The organism is Phreatobacter sp. (assembly GCF_030691135.1).
Lineage (GTDB): Bacteria > Pseudomonadota > Alphaproteobacteria > Rhizobiales > Phreatobacteraceae > Phreatobacter.
Map to the genome: position 1 here is coordinate 1 of NZ_JAUYFA010000003.1, position 16,436 is coordinate 16,436.

The window sequence follows — 16,436 nt, forward strand, 5'->3', positions numbered from 1 at the left end:
CGGCTCCAACTATGTGCAGATCGGCGTCTTCGAGGACCGCATCCCCGGCCGCGCCATCGTCATCTCGACCCTCGACAATCTGGTCAAGGGGTCGGCCGGACAGGCGATCCAGAACATGAACCTCGTGCTCGGTTTCCCGGAGACGACGGGCCTGGAGCAGATCGCGCTGTTCCCCTGAGAGCGGCGGTCCGCCAGCCCGGGCCGTCCCTACTTCATCATCAGGCGCGCGAACTTGCCGCGCTGGACCTCGTTCCAAGGCGTCGACCGCTTCGTCGCCTTGTCGACCTGCGCCGTGGTGGTCGAGCCGGAGACATAACGCTCGCCGTCGACGAAGACCGCCTGGTCGAAGGTGAGCGAGGACGACCCCACCCGGCGGATGCCTGAGACGATCTGGACGGCGCCGGGATAGAGGATCTCCCGGTGAAACTCGATCTCCATGTGAACGAGGGAAATGCCACGTCCTTCGGCTGTCAGGCGGATGCCCTCGCGGTCGAAGAATTCGGTGCGGCCGATCTCCAGATAGGTGCCGATGACGGCGTTGTTGACGTGGTTGTTCGGGTCGAGATCGCCGTAGCGGACGGGATGCACGGTCAGGAACGGGTAGTCTTCGAGCGCCGGGCGCTCGCTCAACGGTTGACGCACTTTCAGTCCTTCACTTTCACATAGCTGCCCGGGGCATCCTCGATCGGAGGATGGGCGTTGGAGCCCAGACGCCGCGGCTCGACCTCTTCGCCGTCGTGGCTGCGGATCCATTCGCGCCAGTGCGGCCACCAGGAGCCCGGATGCTCCTCGGCGCCGGCGATCCAGTCCTCGAAGGAGCCTTCCGGCTTGCCGCCTGTCCAATGCTGGTACTTGTTCTTGGCCGGCGGGTTGACGACCCCGGCGATATGGCCCGATCCGGCGACGACATAGTCGACCGGCCCGCCGAAGCACTGGGACCCGACGAAGACCGAGCGTGCCGGGGCGATGTGGTCCTCGCGGGCGGCGAGGTTGTAGATCGGCAGCGTCACCTTCTTGAGGTCCAGCGTCTCGCCGGCCACCACCATGCGGCCCTGGGACAGGTCGTTCTGCATGTAGCAGTGACGCAGATAGAACGAATGGTTCGCCGCCGGCATGCGCGGCGAATCGCCGTTCCAGTACAGCAGGTCGAAGGGCATCGGCTGCTTGCCCTTCATGTAGTTGTTGACGAAATAGCTCCAGATCAGGTCGTTGGAGCGCAGCATGTTGAAGGCGTTGGCCATCTCCTTGCCCTCAAGATAGCCGGTCTGGGCCATGCGCTTCTCAAGGCTCTGGATCTGCTGCTCGTCGACGAAGACCTTGAGGTCGCCGGCATAGGTGAAGTCCACCTGGGTGGTGAAGAAGGTCGCCGTCTGGACGTTGCCGATGCCCCTGGCCGCCATGTAGGCGAGGCTCACCGCCAGCAGCGTGCCGCCGACGCAGTAGCCGATGGCATGAACCTTGTCCTCGCCGGTGATCTCGCCCGCGACGCGGAAGGCCGACAGCGGGCCCTCCAGCATGTAGTCGTCGAAGCTCTTGTTGGCATGGCGCTGGTCCGGATTGACCCAGGACACGACGAAGACCGTCAGGCCCTGGTCGACCGCCCATTTGATGAAGCTCTTCTCCTGGGTGAGATCGAGGATGTAGAACTTGTTGATCCAGGGCGGCACGATCACCAGCGGCACCTTGCCCACGGCCTTGGTCGTCGGCTCGTACTGGATGAGCTGGATGAGTTCGTTCTCATAGACCACCTTGCCCGGCGTCATCGCGAGGTTGCGGCCGAGCGCGAACTGGCTGTCGTCGGACTGACGGATGCGCAGGTCGCCGCCGCCGCGCTCGACGTCCTCGGCGAACATCTTCATGCCGCGCACGAGGTTCTCGGCATTGGAGGAGATCGTCTCACGCAGCAGTTCGGGATTGGTGACGACGAAGTTCGACGGCGAGAGCGCGTTGGCGATCTGCTTGGCGTAGAAGGAGGCCTTGTGCTTGAGGTGCTCGTCGACCTCCGCCTCGGAGACGAACTTCTCCGCGAGGTTGGTGGTGACGAGATAGAACTGCTTCAGGAAGTCGAAGAAGGGGTTCGTCTCCCACTGCGGGTCCTTGAACCGTGCGTCGCGCGGATCGGGGCGCGCGACCGGTTCGACCGGCTCGCCGGCCATGGTCTTCAACGACTGGGCCCACAGGTCCATGTAGCGCGTGGCGACCTCGGACTGCGCCGCGATGGCCCGCTGAGGGTCCTTCAACCAGAATTCCGCGACGTGGCCGAGCGTCTTGGCGATATCGGCGACACCGTCGGAGCCGTCAGAAGGGTGGGTGCCGGCCTCGCGCGGCTTGAGATAGGCGGCCATCGCCTTGCCGCCGAGTTCGACCATCCGGGCGATGTTGGAGGACAGGCGCTCCACATCCATGGCCTGGAAGCGGAACGGGTCGTCGCCAGCCGGTTCCGGTGCGGACACCGCGGCTTTCGGCGCGACGACGACGGGTGCGGGTTCCGGCAGCGGGGCAGGGGCAGGGCTCTTCTCGGGGCGCTTCTCGCCCAGCAGGGCCGAGAGAGGCACGCGCGCCGCCGGCGCAGGCTTTCGCTCCGCCGGTGACGGCGTCGACGCCACAGGCTTCGCCGGCATCGCGGCCACGGGCGTTTTCGTCGCGGTGGCCGGAGGCGGCGGCGTTGCGGCCGGCTGCACCGCGGGCCCCACGTTCCTGGCTGTGCGGCTCTTGGATGCGGTGATGGCGGGCTTCCTCACGCTGGCCGGCGCGAGACTGGAGGCCCCGACCTTCGAGGTGGCGACCTTGGAGGTGGCGGCCTTGGAGGCTTTCGACACGGATGCCGTCATTTTCGACGCCGCAGGCCTGGTGGCTGCGGATTTCGCCGGTGCCGACGTCGGCAGCTCGGCCCTGGCCACTTTGCCCTCGGACGCTTTGCCCTTGGACGCTTTGGCCTTTGACGCTTTGACCTTGGGTGCTTTGCCCTTGGCCACTTTGGCCTTGGGCGCTTCGGGCGCCCGCAGGCGCTCGGATGCCGCCGCCTTGTCCTGTTTTTTCGAGGCCTTGCCGGACGATTTCTTCACCGTCGGGGGTGCCGATTTGACCTCATCTTGCGGCGAGGGTGCTTTCCGCGAGGCCTTCGGCGACTTCGGCTTGCCCGAATCGCGTTTCGCCATGAGCGTCCCTCCGAAAATCGCCGCTTTCGTCCATTACGAAATCGGTCCACTTTTTGATCTGAGCATATTAGGAAGGCGATGCGGTGGCCGCCAAGCAAAAGATGTGCGGCTTCCCTCGGAGAGCGATATGGCAGTTTCATCCCGCCGGTTGATCGAACGTGCCGCGCCACGCATTGTCGCGGTGACGCTCGCCGCGCTGGCGTTCGCCGGCTGCCAGCACGCCAATGACGGCTATCCCTCGCCCTACGGTCCTTCGCAGCCCACGCCCCTCCCGCCCGTGGCCGGCGGCGGCCTCTGGTATCCTGCTCCCATCCGGGCGACGGGTTACGGCGCGGCGCTTCTGATCGCGCGCCTGCCGCCTCCCGACCGCGTCGCGCCGCCATTGCGCTCGTCCGAGACGCCGGAACTGCTCGACCCCGCCCAACAGGCCGCGCGCCGTCAGGAACTCGAGGCGGCCCGTGCCGGTACCTCGCCTGCCATGGCGCAACGGATCGAACGGGAAGGCCGGGTTCGCGGGGCCGGCGCGGGCGCCCGCCCGGCCATCGATCCGTCGGAGCGTGGCAGCGACTAGGACGAAAGACGGCAGCGATCGTGAGGTCGTCCCGTTTCAAGCCGTATTGCAATGTGATACGAGGCGAGCCCCTTGCGGCAAGGCCTGCCGCCCGAGCGACCTGTCACCGATGACCCACTCCCAGTTCCACCGCATCCGCCGGCTGCCGCCCTACGTGTTCGAGCAGGTGAACAAGGTGAAGGCCGCCGCCCGGGCCAAGGGCGTCGATATCATCGACCTCGGCATGGGCAATCCCGATCTGCCGGCTCCCGACCATGTCATCGAGAAGCTGAAGGAGACGATCGGCAAGCCGCGCACCGACCGCTATTCGGCATCGAAGGGCATTCCTGGCCTCCGGCGGGCCCAGGCGGCCTATTATGAGCGCCGTTTCGGCGTGAAGCTCGATCCCGACACACAGGTCATCGCCACGCTCGGCTCGAAGGAGGGCTTCGCCAACATGGCGCAGGCCATCACCGCGCCCGGCGACGTCGTGCTCTGCCCCAATCCGAGCTACCCGATCCATGCCTTCGGCTTCCTCATGGCGGGCGGCGTCATCCGATCGGTCCCGGCGACAGCCGACGAGGAGTATTTCCGGGCCATGGAGCGTGCCATGCAGCACTCCATCCCCAAGCCGATCGCGGTGGTGACCTGTTATCCCTCGAACCCGACCGCGCAGGTCGCCGATCTCGACTTCTACGCCGAGCTCGTCCGGTTCGCAAAGAAGCACGACCTCATCGTCCTCTCCGACCTCGCCTATGCCGAGGTCTATTTCGACGATGACAATCCGCCGCCGTCCATCCTGCAGGTGCCTGGCGCCTTCGACGTGGCGGTCGAGTTCACCTCGATGTCGAAGACCTTCTCGATGGCCGGATGGCGCATCGGCTTCGCGGTGGGTAACGAGCGGCTCTGCGCCGCGCTGGCGCGCGTGAAGAGCTATCTCGATTATGGCGCCTACACGCCGGTGCAGGTGGCGGCGACCGCCGCCCTGAACGGGCCGGAGGTTTGCATCCATGAGATGCGGGGCACCTATCGCAAGCGCCGCGACGCGCTGATCGAGAGCTTCGGCAAGGCCGGCTGGGACATTCCCGCGCCGCAGGCCTCTATGTTCGCCTGGGTGCCGATCCCGGATCAGTTCAAGCCGCTGGGATCGCTGGAATTCGCCAAGCTGCTGGTCGAGAAGGCGGAAGTCGCCGTCGCTCCGGGCATCGGCTTCGGTGAGCACGGCGACGACTATGTCCGCATCGCCGTGGTCGAGAACGAGCAGCGAATCCGTCAGGCGGCGCGCAACGTGAAGCGCTTCTTCGACGGCGCCGCGACCACCCTCCACAACGTCATCCCCATCACCGCCGCCGGCCGCTGAGCCGGACGCGGGAAGCTCGGCAGGAGCCGCCATGATACGCATCGTCGTCGCCGGAACGTCCGGTTGGGTCGGCCGCGAACTGGTCAAGGCCGTCACCGCCGCTCCGGACCTGACGCTCGCCGCCGCCGTGGCGCGCTCGTCCGCAGGACGGGATGCCGGCGATGTCGCGAGCATGGCCCCGACCGGCGTGACGGTCGTGGCGAGCCTGGCCGAGGCGCTCGCCGTCCCGAGCGACGTCGTCATCGACTACACCAAGCCGCATGTCGTGAAGGGTCATGCGCTGGAGGCGCTCGCTGCCGGCCGCCATGTGGTCATCGGCACCTCGGGCCTGTCGGCGGAGGACTATGCAGAGATCGATCGGGCGGCCCGTTCCGCAGGTCGCGGCGTGATCGCCGCCGGCAATTTCTCCATCACCGCGTCCCTCTTGAAGCGGTTCGCCACCATGGCGGCGCAACATGTGCCCGATGTCGAGATCATCGACTATGCCTCGGCCAAGAAGCCCGACACGCCGTCCGGCACGGGCCGCGAGCTCGGCGAGATCCTCTCGGCGATTCGTAGCGCGCCGACCTCCAAGCCGGTGGACGAACTCGGCGGAATCCGCGAGACGCGGGGCGGGGCAATCAATGCCGGCGGCATCGCGGTACAGGTCCATTCGGTGCGCATGCCGTCCTTCGTCCTGTCCGCAGAGGCGATTTTCGGGCTGCCGGACGAGCGGCTGACCATCCGTCACGATGCCGGCGCGTCGGCTGCGCCCTATGTCGGCGGAACGCTGCTCGCGGCGCGCAAAGTGAGTGGTTCTGCCGGGTTGATCCGCGGCATCGATCACCTTCTGGATTGAGCCCCGAGGGCCGGCATTCCTTGCCTTGGCCGGCCAAATCGGGCACAAGCCCGGCGCGACGCGATGGTCGCGGCAGTGCGGATCGATTACCCATGCAGGACGTCTTGAAAGTCGGTATCGCCGGCCTCGGCACGGTCGGGGCTTCGGTCGTCCGGCTCATCGCCAAGCGCGACAACCGCCTGGCCGAGGCCGCCGGGCGTCCCATTCGCGTCACCGCCGTCACCGCCCGATCGCGCGGCAAGGACCGCGGCATCGATCTCGCCGGAGCCCGCTGGTTCGACGATGCCGTCAGCCTCGCCGCCGATCCCGACATCGACGTCTTCGTCGAACTGATGGGCGGCGCCGGAGATCCTGCCAAGGCGGCGGTCGAGACCGCGCTTCAGAGCGGCAAGGCCGTAGTCACTGCCAACAAGGCGCTTCTGGCCGCTCACGGGACGGCACTGGCGCGGAAGGCAGAGGCCAAGGGCGTCGCGCTCAATTTCGAAGCGGCCGTCGCCGGCGGCATCCCCGTCATCAAGACGCTGCGCGAGAGCCTGCTCGGCAACACGATCGAGCGCGTCTACGGCATTCTCAACGGCACCTGCAACTATATCCTCACCCGCATGGCGGAGGAGGGGATTAGCTTCGAGGAGTGCCTTCAGGACGCCCAGCGCCTCGGCTATGCTGAAGCCGATCCGACGTTTGACGTCGACGGTTTTGACACCGCCCACAAGCTCTCGCTCCTCACCAGCCTCGCCTTCGGCACGCTGGTCGACACCAAGGGTATCTCGATCGAGGGCATCCGGTCGATCAAGCCGGTCGACCTGAGGATGGCCGAGGAACTCGGCTACCGCGTCAAGCTGCTCGGCGTCGCCCAGCGCACCGCCGACGGGGTCGAGCAGCGCGTCCATCCGACCTTCATTCCGAAGGACGAGGCCATCGCCCAGGTCAACGGGGTGCTGAACGCCGTGGCCATCGACGCCGATGCGGTGGACCTCACCCTCGTCGGTCCCGGGGCCGGCGGTGACGCGACGGCCTCGGCCGTCATTGCCGACATCGTCGACATCGCGCGCGGGCACCGCACGGCACCGTTCATCCGGCCGGTCTCGGCCCTGACCAAGCCGAGCCGTGCGCCGATGACGCGCCACGAGGGCGGCTACTACATCCGCCTCGAAGTCGTCGACAAGCCTGGAACCGCGGCGCGCATCGCCTCGCGCATGGCGCAGAACAACATTTCGCTGGAGTCGATCGTGCAGCGCCGGGCCGGCCCCGTGCGCGGCGGCACCGATCCGGCTGCCGCGGCCGCTCCGGCGCCCGTCGTGCTCATCACCTATGCTACGACGGAGGCGGCCGTCCGACGTGCCCTCAAGTCGATGGACGCGGACGGCATCCTTCTGGGAGCACCGCAGGTCATCCGCATCGAACGCAACTGAACGCAAGACAAAAGCGCGAAAAGGACGTCACCATGGCCGAGCAGGGGCTTTCCATCCCGAAAAACCTCATCATCGAGCGCGTGCTCTCGATGGAGCTCGTCCGCGTGACCGAGCGGGCAGCAGTGGCCTCTGCGCGCCTGCGCGGCCGCGGCAACGAGAAGGCCGCGGACCAGGCGGCAGTCGATGCCATGCGCCGCGAGCTCAACAAGCTGCCGATCGACGGCACGGTGGTCATCGGTGAGGGCGAGCGCGACGAGGCGCCGATGCTTTATATCGGCGAAGAGGTCGGCACCAAGAAGGGGCCGAAGGTCGACATCGCGCTTGATCCACTCGAGGGCACCACGCTCTGCGCCAAGGACATGCCGGGCTCGATCGCCGTGATCGCCATGGCCGAGCACGGTTCGCTGCTCTACGCTCCGGACGTCTACATGGACAAGATCGCCATCGGCCCGGGTTATCCGAAGGGCGTGGTCGATCTCGACGCGTCGCCGGTGGACAACATCCACGCCCTCGCCAGGGCCAAGGGCGTGAAGCCGAGCGAGATCACCGCGCTGATCATGGACCGGCCCCGCCATGCCAAGCTGATCGAGGCGGTGCGCAGCACCGGTGCCGCCATCCGCCTCATCACCGATGGCGACGTCGCCGGCGTCATCCATACCGCCAATGCGCGGGAGACCGGCATCGACATCTATCTGGGCATCGGTGGCGCGCCCGAGGGCGTGCTGGCTGCGGCGGCGCTGCGCTGCGTCGGCGGCCAGATGCAGGCGCGCCTGATCCTCGACAGCGAGGCCAAGGTGGAGCGCGCCCGCAAGATGGGCGTGAAGGACCCGATCAAGAAATACGAGATGGAGGAAATGGCCTCCGGCGACGTGATCGTCTCGGCCACCGGCGTCACCGACGGTGCGCTCCTGAAGGGCGTCGTCTTCGGTCCCGAACTGATCACCACCGAAACCATCGTGTACCGGTCGACCACCGGCACGGTGCGCCGCATCTTCGGCGAGCACCGTCAGCTCGAGAAATTCCATCTCGACTGAACCGATGGAACGCCGCCGGCTGTTTCTCGGCATCGAACGGTCGGCCCTGGGGCGCACCTGGCGCGACCGGCTCGATGAACCGGGACGCGCCCAGGCGTTGGCCATCGCCCAGTCCCTCGCCCTGCCGGACATCCTCGCCCGCGTCCTCGCGGGCCGGGGTGTCGGCGCCGGCACGGCGGAGGCCTTCCTCGAGCCGACGATCCGCGAGGCGATGCCCGACCCTTCCGTCCTCACCGACATGGACCGGGCGGTCGAACGCCTCGCTAAGGCGGTGCTGACGGGCGAGCAGGTGGCGATCTTCGGCGATTACGACGTCGACGGCGCCTCTTCCTCGGCGGTTCTGGCGCTGTTCCTACGTGCCGCGGGGCTCGACCCCCTGCTGCATATCCCCGACCGCATCTTCGAGGGCTACGGGCCCAATACGGAAGCCCTGCGCCTGCTGGCCGGCAAGGGTGCGACCCTGCTCGTCACCCTCGACTGCGGCACGACCAGCCATCAGGTCCTGGGCGAGGCTGCGGCGATCGGCCTCGACGTGGTCGTCTGCGACCATCATCAGGCCGACGAGACGCTTCCCGCGGTGGAGGCCGTCGTCAATCCCAACCGGCAGGACGATCTCTCCGGACTAGGGCAGCTTTGCGCCGCCGGCGTCACCTTCATGATGGTGGTGGCGCTCAACCGGCATCTGCGCGGCAAGGGGCACTGGACGACGGCGCGTCCCGAACCCGACCTGATGGGCCTCCTCGACCTCGTCGCCCTCGGCACCGTTGCCGACGTGGTGCCGCTGACTGGCCTCAACCGCGCCTTCGTCACGCGCGGCCTGGTCGTCATGCGGCGGCGCGAGAATGCCGGCCTCAGGGCCCTGATGGACGTGGCGCGGCTCGACGGGCCACCGACGCCCTACCATCTCGGTTTCATGCTCGGACCGCGCATCAATGCCGGCGGGCGAATCGGCGATGCGGCCCTCGGCCTGCGCCTCCTGATGACGGAAGACACGCTGGAAGCCGGGCGCATAGCAGCCGATCTCGACCGTCTCAACCGCGAAAGGCAGGTGGTCGAGATGGGAACCGTCGCCGAGGCGGAGGCAGAGGCACTGGCAGCACTCGGGCCGCTGGAGGAGGGGGCCGCGGTGGTGGTGACCGCCGGCAACGGCTGGCACCCCGGCGTCGTCGGCCTCGTCGCCTCGCGGCTGAAGGAACGTTTCAAGAGGCCCGCCTTCGCGATCGCCTTCACCGGCGACGTCGGCACCGGATCGGGGCGATCCGTGGCGGGCGTCGATCTCGGTGCCGCCGTTCGCCGCGCTGTCGCTGCGGGCATCCTCGTCAAGGGCGGCGGCCATGCCATGGCGGCCGGCATAACGGTGCAACGCGACCGGCTGGCGGCTTTCCGCGCCTTTCTGGAAGGCCACCTCGCCGATGCCGTGACGCGCGCGAGGCGCGAGGATTCCCTCCTCGTCGATGCGGCGACAACTGCTGGTGCACTCTCGACGGACCTCATCGCGATGCTGGACCGGGCCGGACCCTTCGGCACCGGCAATCCCGAACCCGTTCTGGTCCTGCCCTCCCACACGCTCGTCCATGTCGACGAATTGGCCGGCGCCCATGTGCGGGCGCGCTTGCGCAGCGGTGACGGGAAGACGGTCGAAGCGATTGCGTTCCGCGCGGTCGGGCAGCCGCTGGGCCAGTTGCTCGCGGCGAGACGCGGCCGGGCTCTTCATGTCGCCGGGTCTGCCGCCATCAATCGCTGGCAGGGGCAGGAGCGGGTGCAGTTCCGGATGATCGACGCCGCGCCGCCGCCGTCGGGATGATCAGGTCGTTAAGAAGGCCGGGCGGAAATTCGCCAGGCGCCGGCGGGGCGATGGCGCCGGCGTTGTCGGCGTACCATCCTTTGCCGGGCCACGTGCCGCCATGAACTCCAAGGCCTGCACGGCCAGCGTTCTGGCGCGCGGTGCCAGGGCATGGTCCGCCGTCACGACCGCACGCAGCACCGACAGGACGGTGGTGGCCTCGGTGGCCGGGTCGTCGCAGGTGCGCGCGTCTTCCAGAAGGTCCCGAAAGGATGGGTTCCAGGCGGGATCGTGCAGCCGCCACAGAACAAGTGCGACGAGGCCGTCGTCCTCGTTCTGACGGCGGGATGCCGGGCTGTCCGCTGACGCAAAACCCATGAATTCGCACCTGATACGCAACTGTCGACTTGGAATCGGGACAGCCGACGAGACGATTGCAACCTCATACTGCCGCAACGGCAACTGGTAGCTACCGTCAGACCGGCCTTATCCACAAGCAGCGATGCTGCGGGGCGCCGAGATCGGCGATTGCCTTAGCGTCATGTCGGCTGGTCAGCGCGCCGCGCTGGCGCTAATGTGCGTCCGGTCGCCTCCAGGGAGCGGCGGGGCAGCGAGGAGCAGAGCATGGGTTTCTTCGATTTCGTCAAAAATGTCGGCAAAAAGCTGATCGGCGCCAGTGAGGCGCAAGCGGCGCCGGCTCCGGCCCTGACACAGGAGGTGGCGAGCCACGGTTTCGACACCAGCAAGCTGCAGATCGGCACGTCGGGCAACAATGTGCAGCTGTCCGGCCAGGTCAAGTCGCAGGAAGAGGCCGAGCGCATCATCCTCGCCCTCGGCAACACGGTGGGCGTGGCGCAGGTCGATACCAGCCAGCTCATCGTGGCGGCCGAAACGGCGGCGGCCAAGTTCTACACGGTCAAGAAGGGCGACACGCTCTGGAAGATCGCCGAGACCCATTATGGCAAGGGTGCGGACTATCCGAAGATCGTCGCGGCCAACAACCCGCCGATCGTCAATCCGGATCTGATCCAGCCGGGCTGGGTGCTTCGCATTCCCTGAGCGCGCCCTATACTCCCGTTCGGGCGGAGGCCTCGACGCCTCCGCCGGCACATCGACCGGGAGAACGCTAATGCCATCCATCACGCGCCGCGGCCTTGCCGCCGCGGCCTTCATCGCGCCGCTCGCTCCTGCCGTCCTGAAGGCGCAGTCCTGGCCCTCCGGGACCATCCGGATCGTCGCGCCCTTTCCGCCGGGCGGATCCGTCGACGCGCTGGCGCGTCTCGCGCAGCCCGTGCTGGAGCGCAGTCTCGGTGCGGCGGTGATCGTCGAGAACCGCGCCGGGGCCGGCGGCAGTGTCGGTGCCAATGCCGTCGCCAAGGCGGCGCCGGACGGCAATACCTGGCTGTTCGTCTTCGACACCCATGCGGTCAACCCGACCCTGTTGCCGAACATGCCCTTCGATTCGGTGAAGGACCTCGATCCGGTCATGCTGATCGGAACGGCGCCGATGGTGCTGGTGACCCATCCTTCGCAACCCTTTCGCACGCTCGCCGAGGTGGTCCAGGCCGGCAAGGACAGGGCGGGCGGGGTGCCCTACGGGACGATCGGCAACGGAAGCCTCGGCCATCTCGCCATGACGCAGCTCGCCCGCCGCGCCGCCACCACGTTCAACCATATCCCCTATCGCGGCGGCGGACCGCTCGTGAACGACGCGCTCGGCGGCCATGTCCCGCTGTCGATCGCCTCCGTCGCCGTCCTCGCCGCCCATCTGACCGCCGGCACCCTGCGACCGCTCGCCCAGACCGGTGCGCAGCGGGCTGCCACACTGCCCCAGGTGCCTACCGTGGCGGAGAGCGGATTCGCCGGTTTCGAAGCGGAGGCCTGGTGGGGTGTCTTCGCGCCGGCCGGCACGCCGGGGCCGATCGTCGCACGTTTCCAGCAGGCGCTCACCGCCGCTTTCCGCGAGCCGGCGACGGCCAGACAGCTCACGGAAACGCAGCAGATCAAGCTCCTCGCCAGCGGGCCTGACGAACTGAGGACATTCTTCGCCAGCCAGATGAAGATATGGGGCGATGTGGTGCGGGAGAATTCCATCACGGCGAGCTGATTTTCCGCCGGGGGCGCTTGATGGCGACCGGGAACACCCCTATAACGCCCGCCGCCGCCAAGCGGTTCGCTCCCTTCGTCTAGAGGCCTAGGACACCAGCCTTTCACGTTGGGTACACGGGTTCGAATCCCGTAGGGAGCGCCAAGCCTTCTCGGCGTCGGGCCGATCAACGACGAATCGATTGACAGGGTCGGCGGGCAGTTTGCGCTCCAGGCGGGGGCGTCCGGACGCTCCCTTGTGGCGTGGTGGATTGACCGCAGCACCTACGCCCTGTCCGGGATGCTGGCCTTGCAACATGTCGACACCATGCGAGGCGCCCTGGCCATTGGCGGAGTTAACCGCAGCGTTCCTGCCGGAAGCTTCCCCCGATGCGAACTGTCGTTTCAGGCCTGCCATTGATCTCCCCCGGCCAAGCGGACGTTCGGTCACGTATTGTCCAGGGCCGCGGATGCCTCCGACCTTGGCAGCCGATACGAAGACACCCGTCGTCGTCGGGCGTCTGGTGCGCGCCCAGAGCCGCTCGTGCCGGGGCGGGAGCGACACAAAGCCGCGCCGGAACTGCCTATCGGAGTGGAGAACGTAACCCTGCATTTACCAGGATGCCGTTGGGTAATGCTGTTGTCAGGGGGACGTCGATGTTCAGGTCTATCAAGCAAATCAGCCTTGCCCTTTGCGCGGTTCTGGGCGTCACGGTCGTGGCGTTTGCGGCCGCCGGGGTCTGGCAGGAATACAACCGGCTGCGCGCGAGCGAGCGGGCCGCCCGCTCCGTCGAAGCCATGACCCTGTTGACCCGAGGCCTTGTCGAGCTGTCGTTCGAGCGGTCTCTCACCCAGGTCGGGCTCGCCCTCGACGATCCCTTTCCGGAGCAGTTTGCAAACCTGCGCCGCACCCAGCGCGACAAGGCCGAGGAGTTGTTCCGGCAGCTGGACGCTCATCTGGCGGCCCATGATTTCGTCACCAACAGGCAGGAGTTCGATCAGCGCATGAACGCGCTGCGCCGCCAGGTCGCCGAGATCCGGGTCCAGGCCGACCGCGACCTCGTACTGCCGAAGTCCCGCCGAACGGCCAATGCCGGTCAATTGGTCGATGGCCTCAAGCGCTCCATCTCCGAAATGTTCGCCAATGCCGACCGGCTCCGTGTCGACAGCCGGTATCTGACCGCCGAGATCATCGCCCACGATCTTCTGATGCAGCGCGCCTGGGTCGTGCGCGAGTATGGTGGTCGGGAACGAACCTTCTTCGCCATCGCTGCCCTGACACGGGCGCCCCTCAGCCAGGCTGCGATCATCGAAATGGCCGCATCCCATGGCCGTGTCTTGCAGAGCTGGGAACTCTCCCAGCTCGCCCTGCAGCGTCCTCTCATAGCAGCGCAGGTCAAGGAAAGCGCCGCGCGCCTCGGTGCGAACTATTTCGGCGCCTATGAACGGATCCGTCAGGCCATGTATGCCGCCGGTGCCGATGGAGCCTATCCCCAGGACTTCAACGCCTACTTCGCCGCGTCGTCGGCGGCTCTGGATGATGCGACCGCCCTGATCGAAGCGGCGAGCGCGACTAATCTGGGCCTGGCCGCCGAGATGACGGCCGCTTCGCGGCGGGCCTTGGCGACGATCATCGCCATGACGGTCTTCGCTCTCGGGGGCGTCGGCCTCATGATCTACTTCTTCATCATGAGGGTTTCAGTCCGGGTCGCAAAGACGGCAGACATGATGGAGCGCGTCGCCAGCGGCGATCTCACCAGCTCGGCGGAGACCCTGTCCGGCCAGGACGAGATCGGCCGGCTCGAAGCGGCGCTCGGCGTCTTCCGCGCCAACGCGCTGGAACGCCAGAGGCTCGAACAGTCGGCGCGCTCGGAAGCCGAGCGCGAGCGCCACCGGCAGGTGCGCCTCGATGCCCTCATCTCGGAGTTCAAGGGCAGGATTTCGACCTATCTGGAGAGCCTCGGCACCAAGACCATGAGCATGCGCAACTCGGCATCCGTGCTCAACGACGTCGCGGGGCATGCGACCCGTGAGGCGGGGGCCGCGCGCACGGCGTCGAGCGCGACCGCGCAGGATGTGGAAACGGTCGCGCGTACCGCCGAGGCGCTCATCGCTTCGATCCGCGACATCTCGCAGCAGACGCAACGGACGACCATGGTCGTCGACGATACCAATTCCGTCGCCGCCCATACCCAGGACCAGGTCGGGCAATTGGCCAACCTGACCGACCGGATCGGTGCCGTGGTCTCGACCATCCGCGCGATCGCCGAACAGACCAATCTTCTCGCCTTGAACGCGACGATCGAGGCGGCCCGTGCCGGCGAGGCCGGCCGGGGCTTTTCCGTGGTGGCGAGTGAGGTCAAGCAACTCGCCAGTCAGACGGCCAAGGCGACCGAGGAGATCGCCAGTGAGATTGCCAATGTCCAGCAGGCGTCGCGCACCGCCGTAGGCGCCATCGGCGAGATCACCAGCCGTATCGGCGAGATCAAGACCGTGGCAGGCCTCGTCTCCGCAGCGATGGCCGATCAGGACGCCTCAACCCGCTCCATCGTCGCTGCCATCGAATCCGCCGCCGCCGGTGCGACCCAGGCCACCGGCAATGCCGATACTGTCACGAGTTCCATCGCTGAGACCACCCGTCAGGCCGGTGAGGTCCGGGTCGTCTCGGATGAACTCGGCGATGTGACCAGGGAACTCTCGACAGCCGTCGACGGTTTCCTGAGTGCCGTTGCTTCCGATCTCGGCGAGCGCCGCCAGCATATGCGCCAAAAGCTGCGCCAGGCGATCATGGTCAGCGCCGGTGGCCGCCGTACGCCGACCATGATCGTCGACATTTCGGAAACGGGCGTCCGGCTTGAAGGCACGGGTTTCGCCACGCCGCGTCAGAAGGTGACGCTGGAATGGCCCGCGGGCCGCATGATCGCGGCCACCGTGGTGCGGGTCAGTGAGACCGATGTCGCTCTCACGTTCGATCAACCGATCGAACTGGCCCCCTTTGGCATCGCCGCGTGAGAGCTGATCCGCGAGGGTTCGGCGAGGAGAGCGCGCTGGCCTGACGCGATGACGGGCATGGGGCCCGGTTCCCTGCGACCCCAAACGGTGTCCTATCCCGAAGACGCCAGTTGGGCGTCTCGGGGCGAGGCGCTGGAAAGGTGCAACGCGTTCTGGATCGCGTTCTGGAGAAACAGGACGGGACGGGAAATCTTGTCTCCGACATGCCGGACAGCGACGATCTCGCGCGCAATGACCTGATCGTCGATCGCAATGATCGCGAGTTCGCGGACGTTCTTGTCGCCCATCAGCGTCGAACTCGGCAGCAGGGAGACGCCGCCACCTTCACGGACCAGTTCCTTGATCGCCTCGATCGACTCGAGTTCCACCACCACATTCATCGACAATCTGTTCGCATCGAAAACAGCCTCGACCTGATCGCGCAGGGCGAAGCCCCGCGGAAAGGTGATGAAGGGCTCTGCATCGAGCGAGTCCAGCGACAGGCGCCGCATCGCCGCATGGCGGTGGCGGCGCGAGGCGATCATCCGGAAGGGGTCGGTCGCCAGGGCTGTCTGCACCACCCGCGGGTCGCTGACCGGCGCGGCAACGATGCCGAGATCGAGGCTCCTGCGGCCGACCTGCTCGATGATCTCGGTCGAGCGGACGCCATGTACGGCCACCTGGAGGTCCGGATATCTGGCGCGCAGCGCACCGATGGCGCGCGGCATCAGGAAGTCGCAGGTCGACTGGATCGCGCCGATCCGCATGTGCAGCCGGCGCTCGTCGGACAGCTTGGCGATGTCGCGCTGGATGGCTTCGACCTCGTCGAGCATGCCGCCGATCCGACTGGCCAGCAGCACGCCTGCCGGGGTGAGCGTCAGCCGCTTGCTCTGGCGCAGAAACAGGGGCGTGCGGAGTTCGTGTTCGAGGATCTGGATCTGGCGGGACAACGAGGGTTGAGAGATGTTCAAGGCCTCCGCCGCCTTGCGCAGGCTGCCGAACTCCGCGGCCGCCCGGAAGTAGTTCAAGCGCTGGAAGTTCATGGCGTTTTTCTCCCTCCCCTGACCAGCAAGGGACGTGCCAGACGGGGAAACCGGTGCGGCTCCATAGGGGTGCGCCACGGCATCGCCCGCCCATTGTCCGGGCCGCCCCCCGGCATCAGGTGATAGCCGATCGGCCGTTGACCACAGGGCATCCTGGCCCAGGCTTTGCTTGCACAGCATGG

At 67.1% G+C, this 16,436-nt stretch carries 13 protein-coding genes, 1 tRNA gene and 1 pseudogene; 11 read left to right on the forward strand and 4 right to left on the reverse strand.

Going from position 1 to position 16,436, the window contains the following annotated elements; all coding sequences use genetic code 11:
- Positions 1 to 178: pseudogene (gene argC / locus Q8O26_RS00155) on the forward strand (N-acetyl-gamma-glutamyl-phosphate reductase); the annotation flags it as partial.
- Between the two features lie 29 nt (positions 179 to 207).
- On the opposite strand, the gene Q8O26_RS00160 reads toward argC, so the two are convergent.
- Positions 208 to 642, reverse strand: coding sequence for a thioesterase family protein (locus Q8O26_RS00160; protein WP_305572288.1), 435 nt, complete (start codon positions 640 to 642; stop codon positions 208 to 210).
- Positions 643 to 644: 2 nt separating this feature from the next.
- A complete protein-coding gene (phaC, locus tag Q8O26_RS00165) occupies positions 645 to 2,405 on the reverse strand; it encodes a class I poly(R)-hydroxyalkanoic acid synthase (RefSeq protein WP_305572330.1) in 1,761 nt (586 codons plus the stop codon).
- A gap of 319 nt (positions 2,406 to 2,724) precedes the next feature.
- Between phaC and Q8O26_RS00170 the strand changes: the two genes are divergently transcribed.
- From Q8O26_RS00170 to recJ, 6 genes are all read left to right on the forward strand, one after another.
- Positions 2,725 to 3,729: a hypothetical protein gene (locus tag Q8O26_RS00170; protein WP_305572290.1), complete on the forward strand. Its 1,005-nt coding sequence runs from the start codon at positions 2,725 to 2,727 to the stop codon at positions 3,727 to 3,729.
- A gap of 109 nt (positions 3,730 to 3,838) precedes the next feature.
- The gene (locus Q8O26_RS00175) at positions 3,839 to 5,068 is read left to right on the forward strand and encodes an LL-diaminopimelate aminotransferase (RefSeq protein ID WP_305572292.1); all 1,230 of its coding nucleotides are present in this window, start codon (positions 3,839 to 3,841) and stop codon (positions 5,066 to 5,068) included.
- 31 nt (positions 5,069 to 5,099) lie between these two features.
- Complete coding sequence (gene dapB / locus Q8O26_RS00180; RefSeq protein WP_305572294.1) at positions 5,100 to 5,906, forward strand: 4-hydroxy-tetrahydrodipicolinate reductase; 807 nt, start codon at positions 5,100 to 5,102, stop codon at positions 5,904 to 5,906.
- A 92-nt stretch (positions 5,907 to 5,998) separates the two neighbouring features.
- Positions 5,999 to 7,318: a homoserine dehydrogenase gene (locus Q8O26_RS00185; protein WP_305572295.1), complete on the forward strand. Its 1,320-nt coding sequence runs from the start codon at positions 5,999 to 6,001 to the stop codon at positions 7,316 to 7,318.
- A 32-nt stretch (positions 7,319 to 7,350) separates the two neighbouring features.
- On the forward strand, positions 7,351 to 8,352 hold the full coding sequence (gene glpX, locus Q8O26_RS00190) for a class II fructose-bisphosphatase (protein WP_305572297.1): 1,002 nt from the start codon (positions 7,351 to 7,353) through the stop codon (positions 8,350 to 8,352).
- Between the two features lie 4 nt (positions 8,353 to 8,356).
- Entirely contained in the window at positions 8,357 to 10,156 is a 1,800-nt protein-coding gene (gene recJ / locus Q8O26_RS00195) for a single-stranded-DNA-specific exonuclease RecJ (protein ID WP_305572299.1), read from the forward strand.
- Here the strand turns inward: recJ and Q8O26_RS00200 are convergent, their stop codons facing one another.
- Complete coding sequence (locus Q8O26_RS00200; protein WP_305572301.1) at positions 10,157 to 10,513, reverse strand: hypothetical protein; 357 nt, start codon at positions 10,511 to 10,513, stop codon at positions 10,157 to 10,159.
- 246 nt (positions 10,514 to 10,759) lie between these two features.
- Between Q8O26_RS00200 and lysM the strand changes: the two genes are divergently transcribed.
- The 4 genes from lysM (at position 10,760) to Q8O26_RS00220 (ending at position 15,232) form a co-directional block, all read left to right on the forward strand.
- A complete protein-coding gene (lysM, locus tag Q8O26_RS00205; RefSeq protein WP_305572303.1) occupies positions 10,760 to 11,194 on the forward strand; it encodes a peptidoglycan-binding protein LysM in 435 nt (144 codons plus the stop codon).
- 70 nt (positions 11,195 to 11,264) lie between these two features.
- The gene (locus tag Q8O26_RS00210) at positions 11,265 to 12,242 is read left to right on the forward strand and encodes a tripartite tricarboxylate transporter substrate binding protein (RefSeq protein WP_305572305.1); all 978 of its coding nucleotides are present in this window, start codon (positions 11,265 to 11,267) and stop codon (positions 12,240 to 12,242) included.
- A 68-nt stretch (positions 12,243 to 12,310) separates the two neighbouring features.
- Positions 12,311 to 12,386, forward strand: a tRNA-Glu gene (locus Q8O26_RS00215).
- A 491-nt stretch (positions 12,387 to 12,877) separates the two neighbouring features.
- Complete coding sequence (locus Q8O26_RS00220; RefSeq protein ID WP_305572307.1) at positions 12,878 to 15,232, forward strand: methyl-accepting chemotaxis protein; 2,355 nt, start codon at positions 12,878 to 12,880, stop codon at positions 15,230 to 15,232.
- Between the two features lie 92 nt (positions 15,233 to 15,324).
- On the opposite strand, the gene Q8O26_RS00225 is transcribed toward Q8O26_RS00220, so the two are convergent.
- Positions 15,325 to 16,434 carry a LysR family transcriptional regulator gene (locus tag Q8O26_RS00225; protein ID WP_305572308.1) on the reverse strand — a complete coding sequence of 370 codons (1,110 nt, stop codon included), beginning with the start codon at positions 16,432 to 16,434 and terminating at the stop codon, positions 15,325 to 15,327.
- Positions 16,435 to 16,436 lie beyond the last annotated feature (2 nt).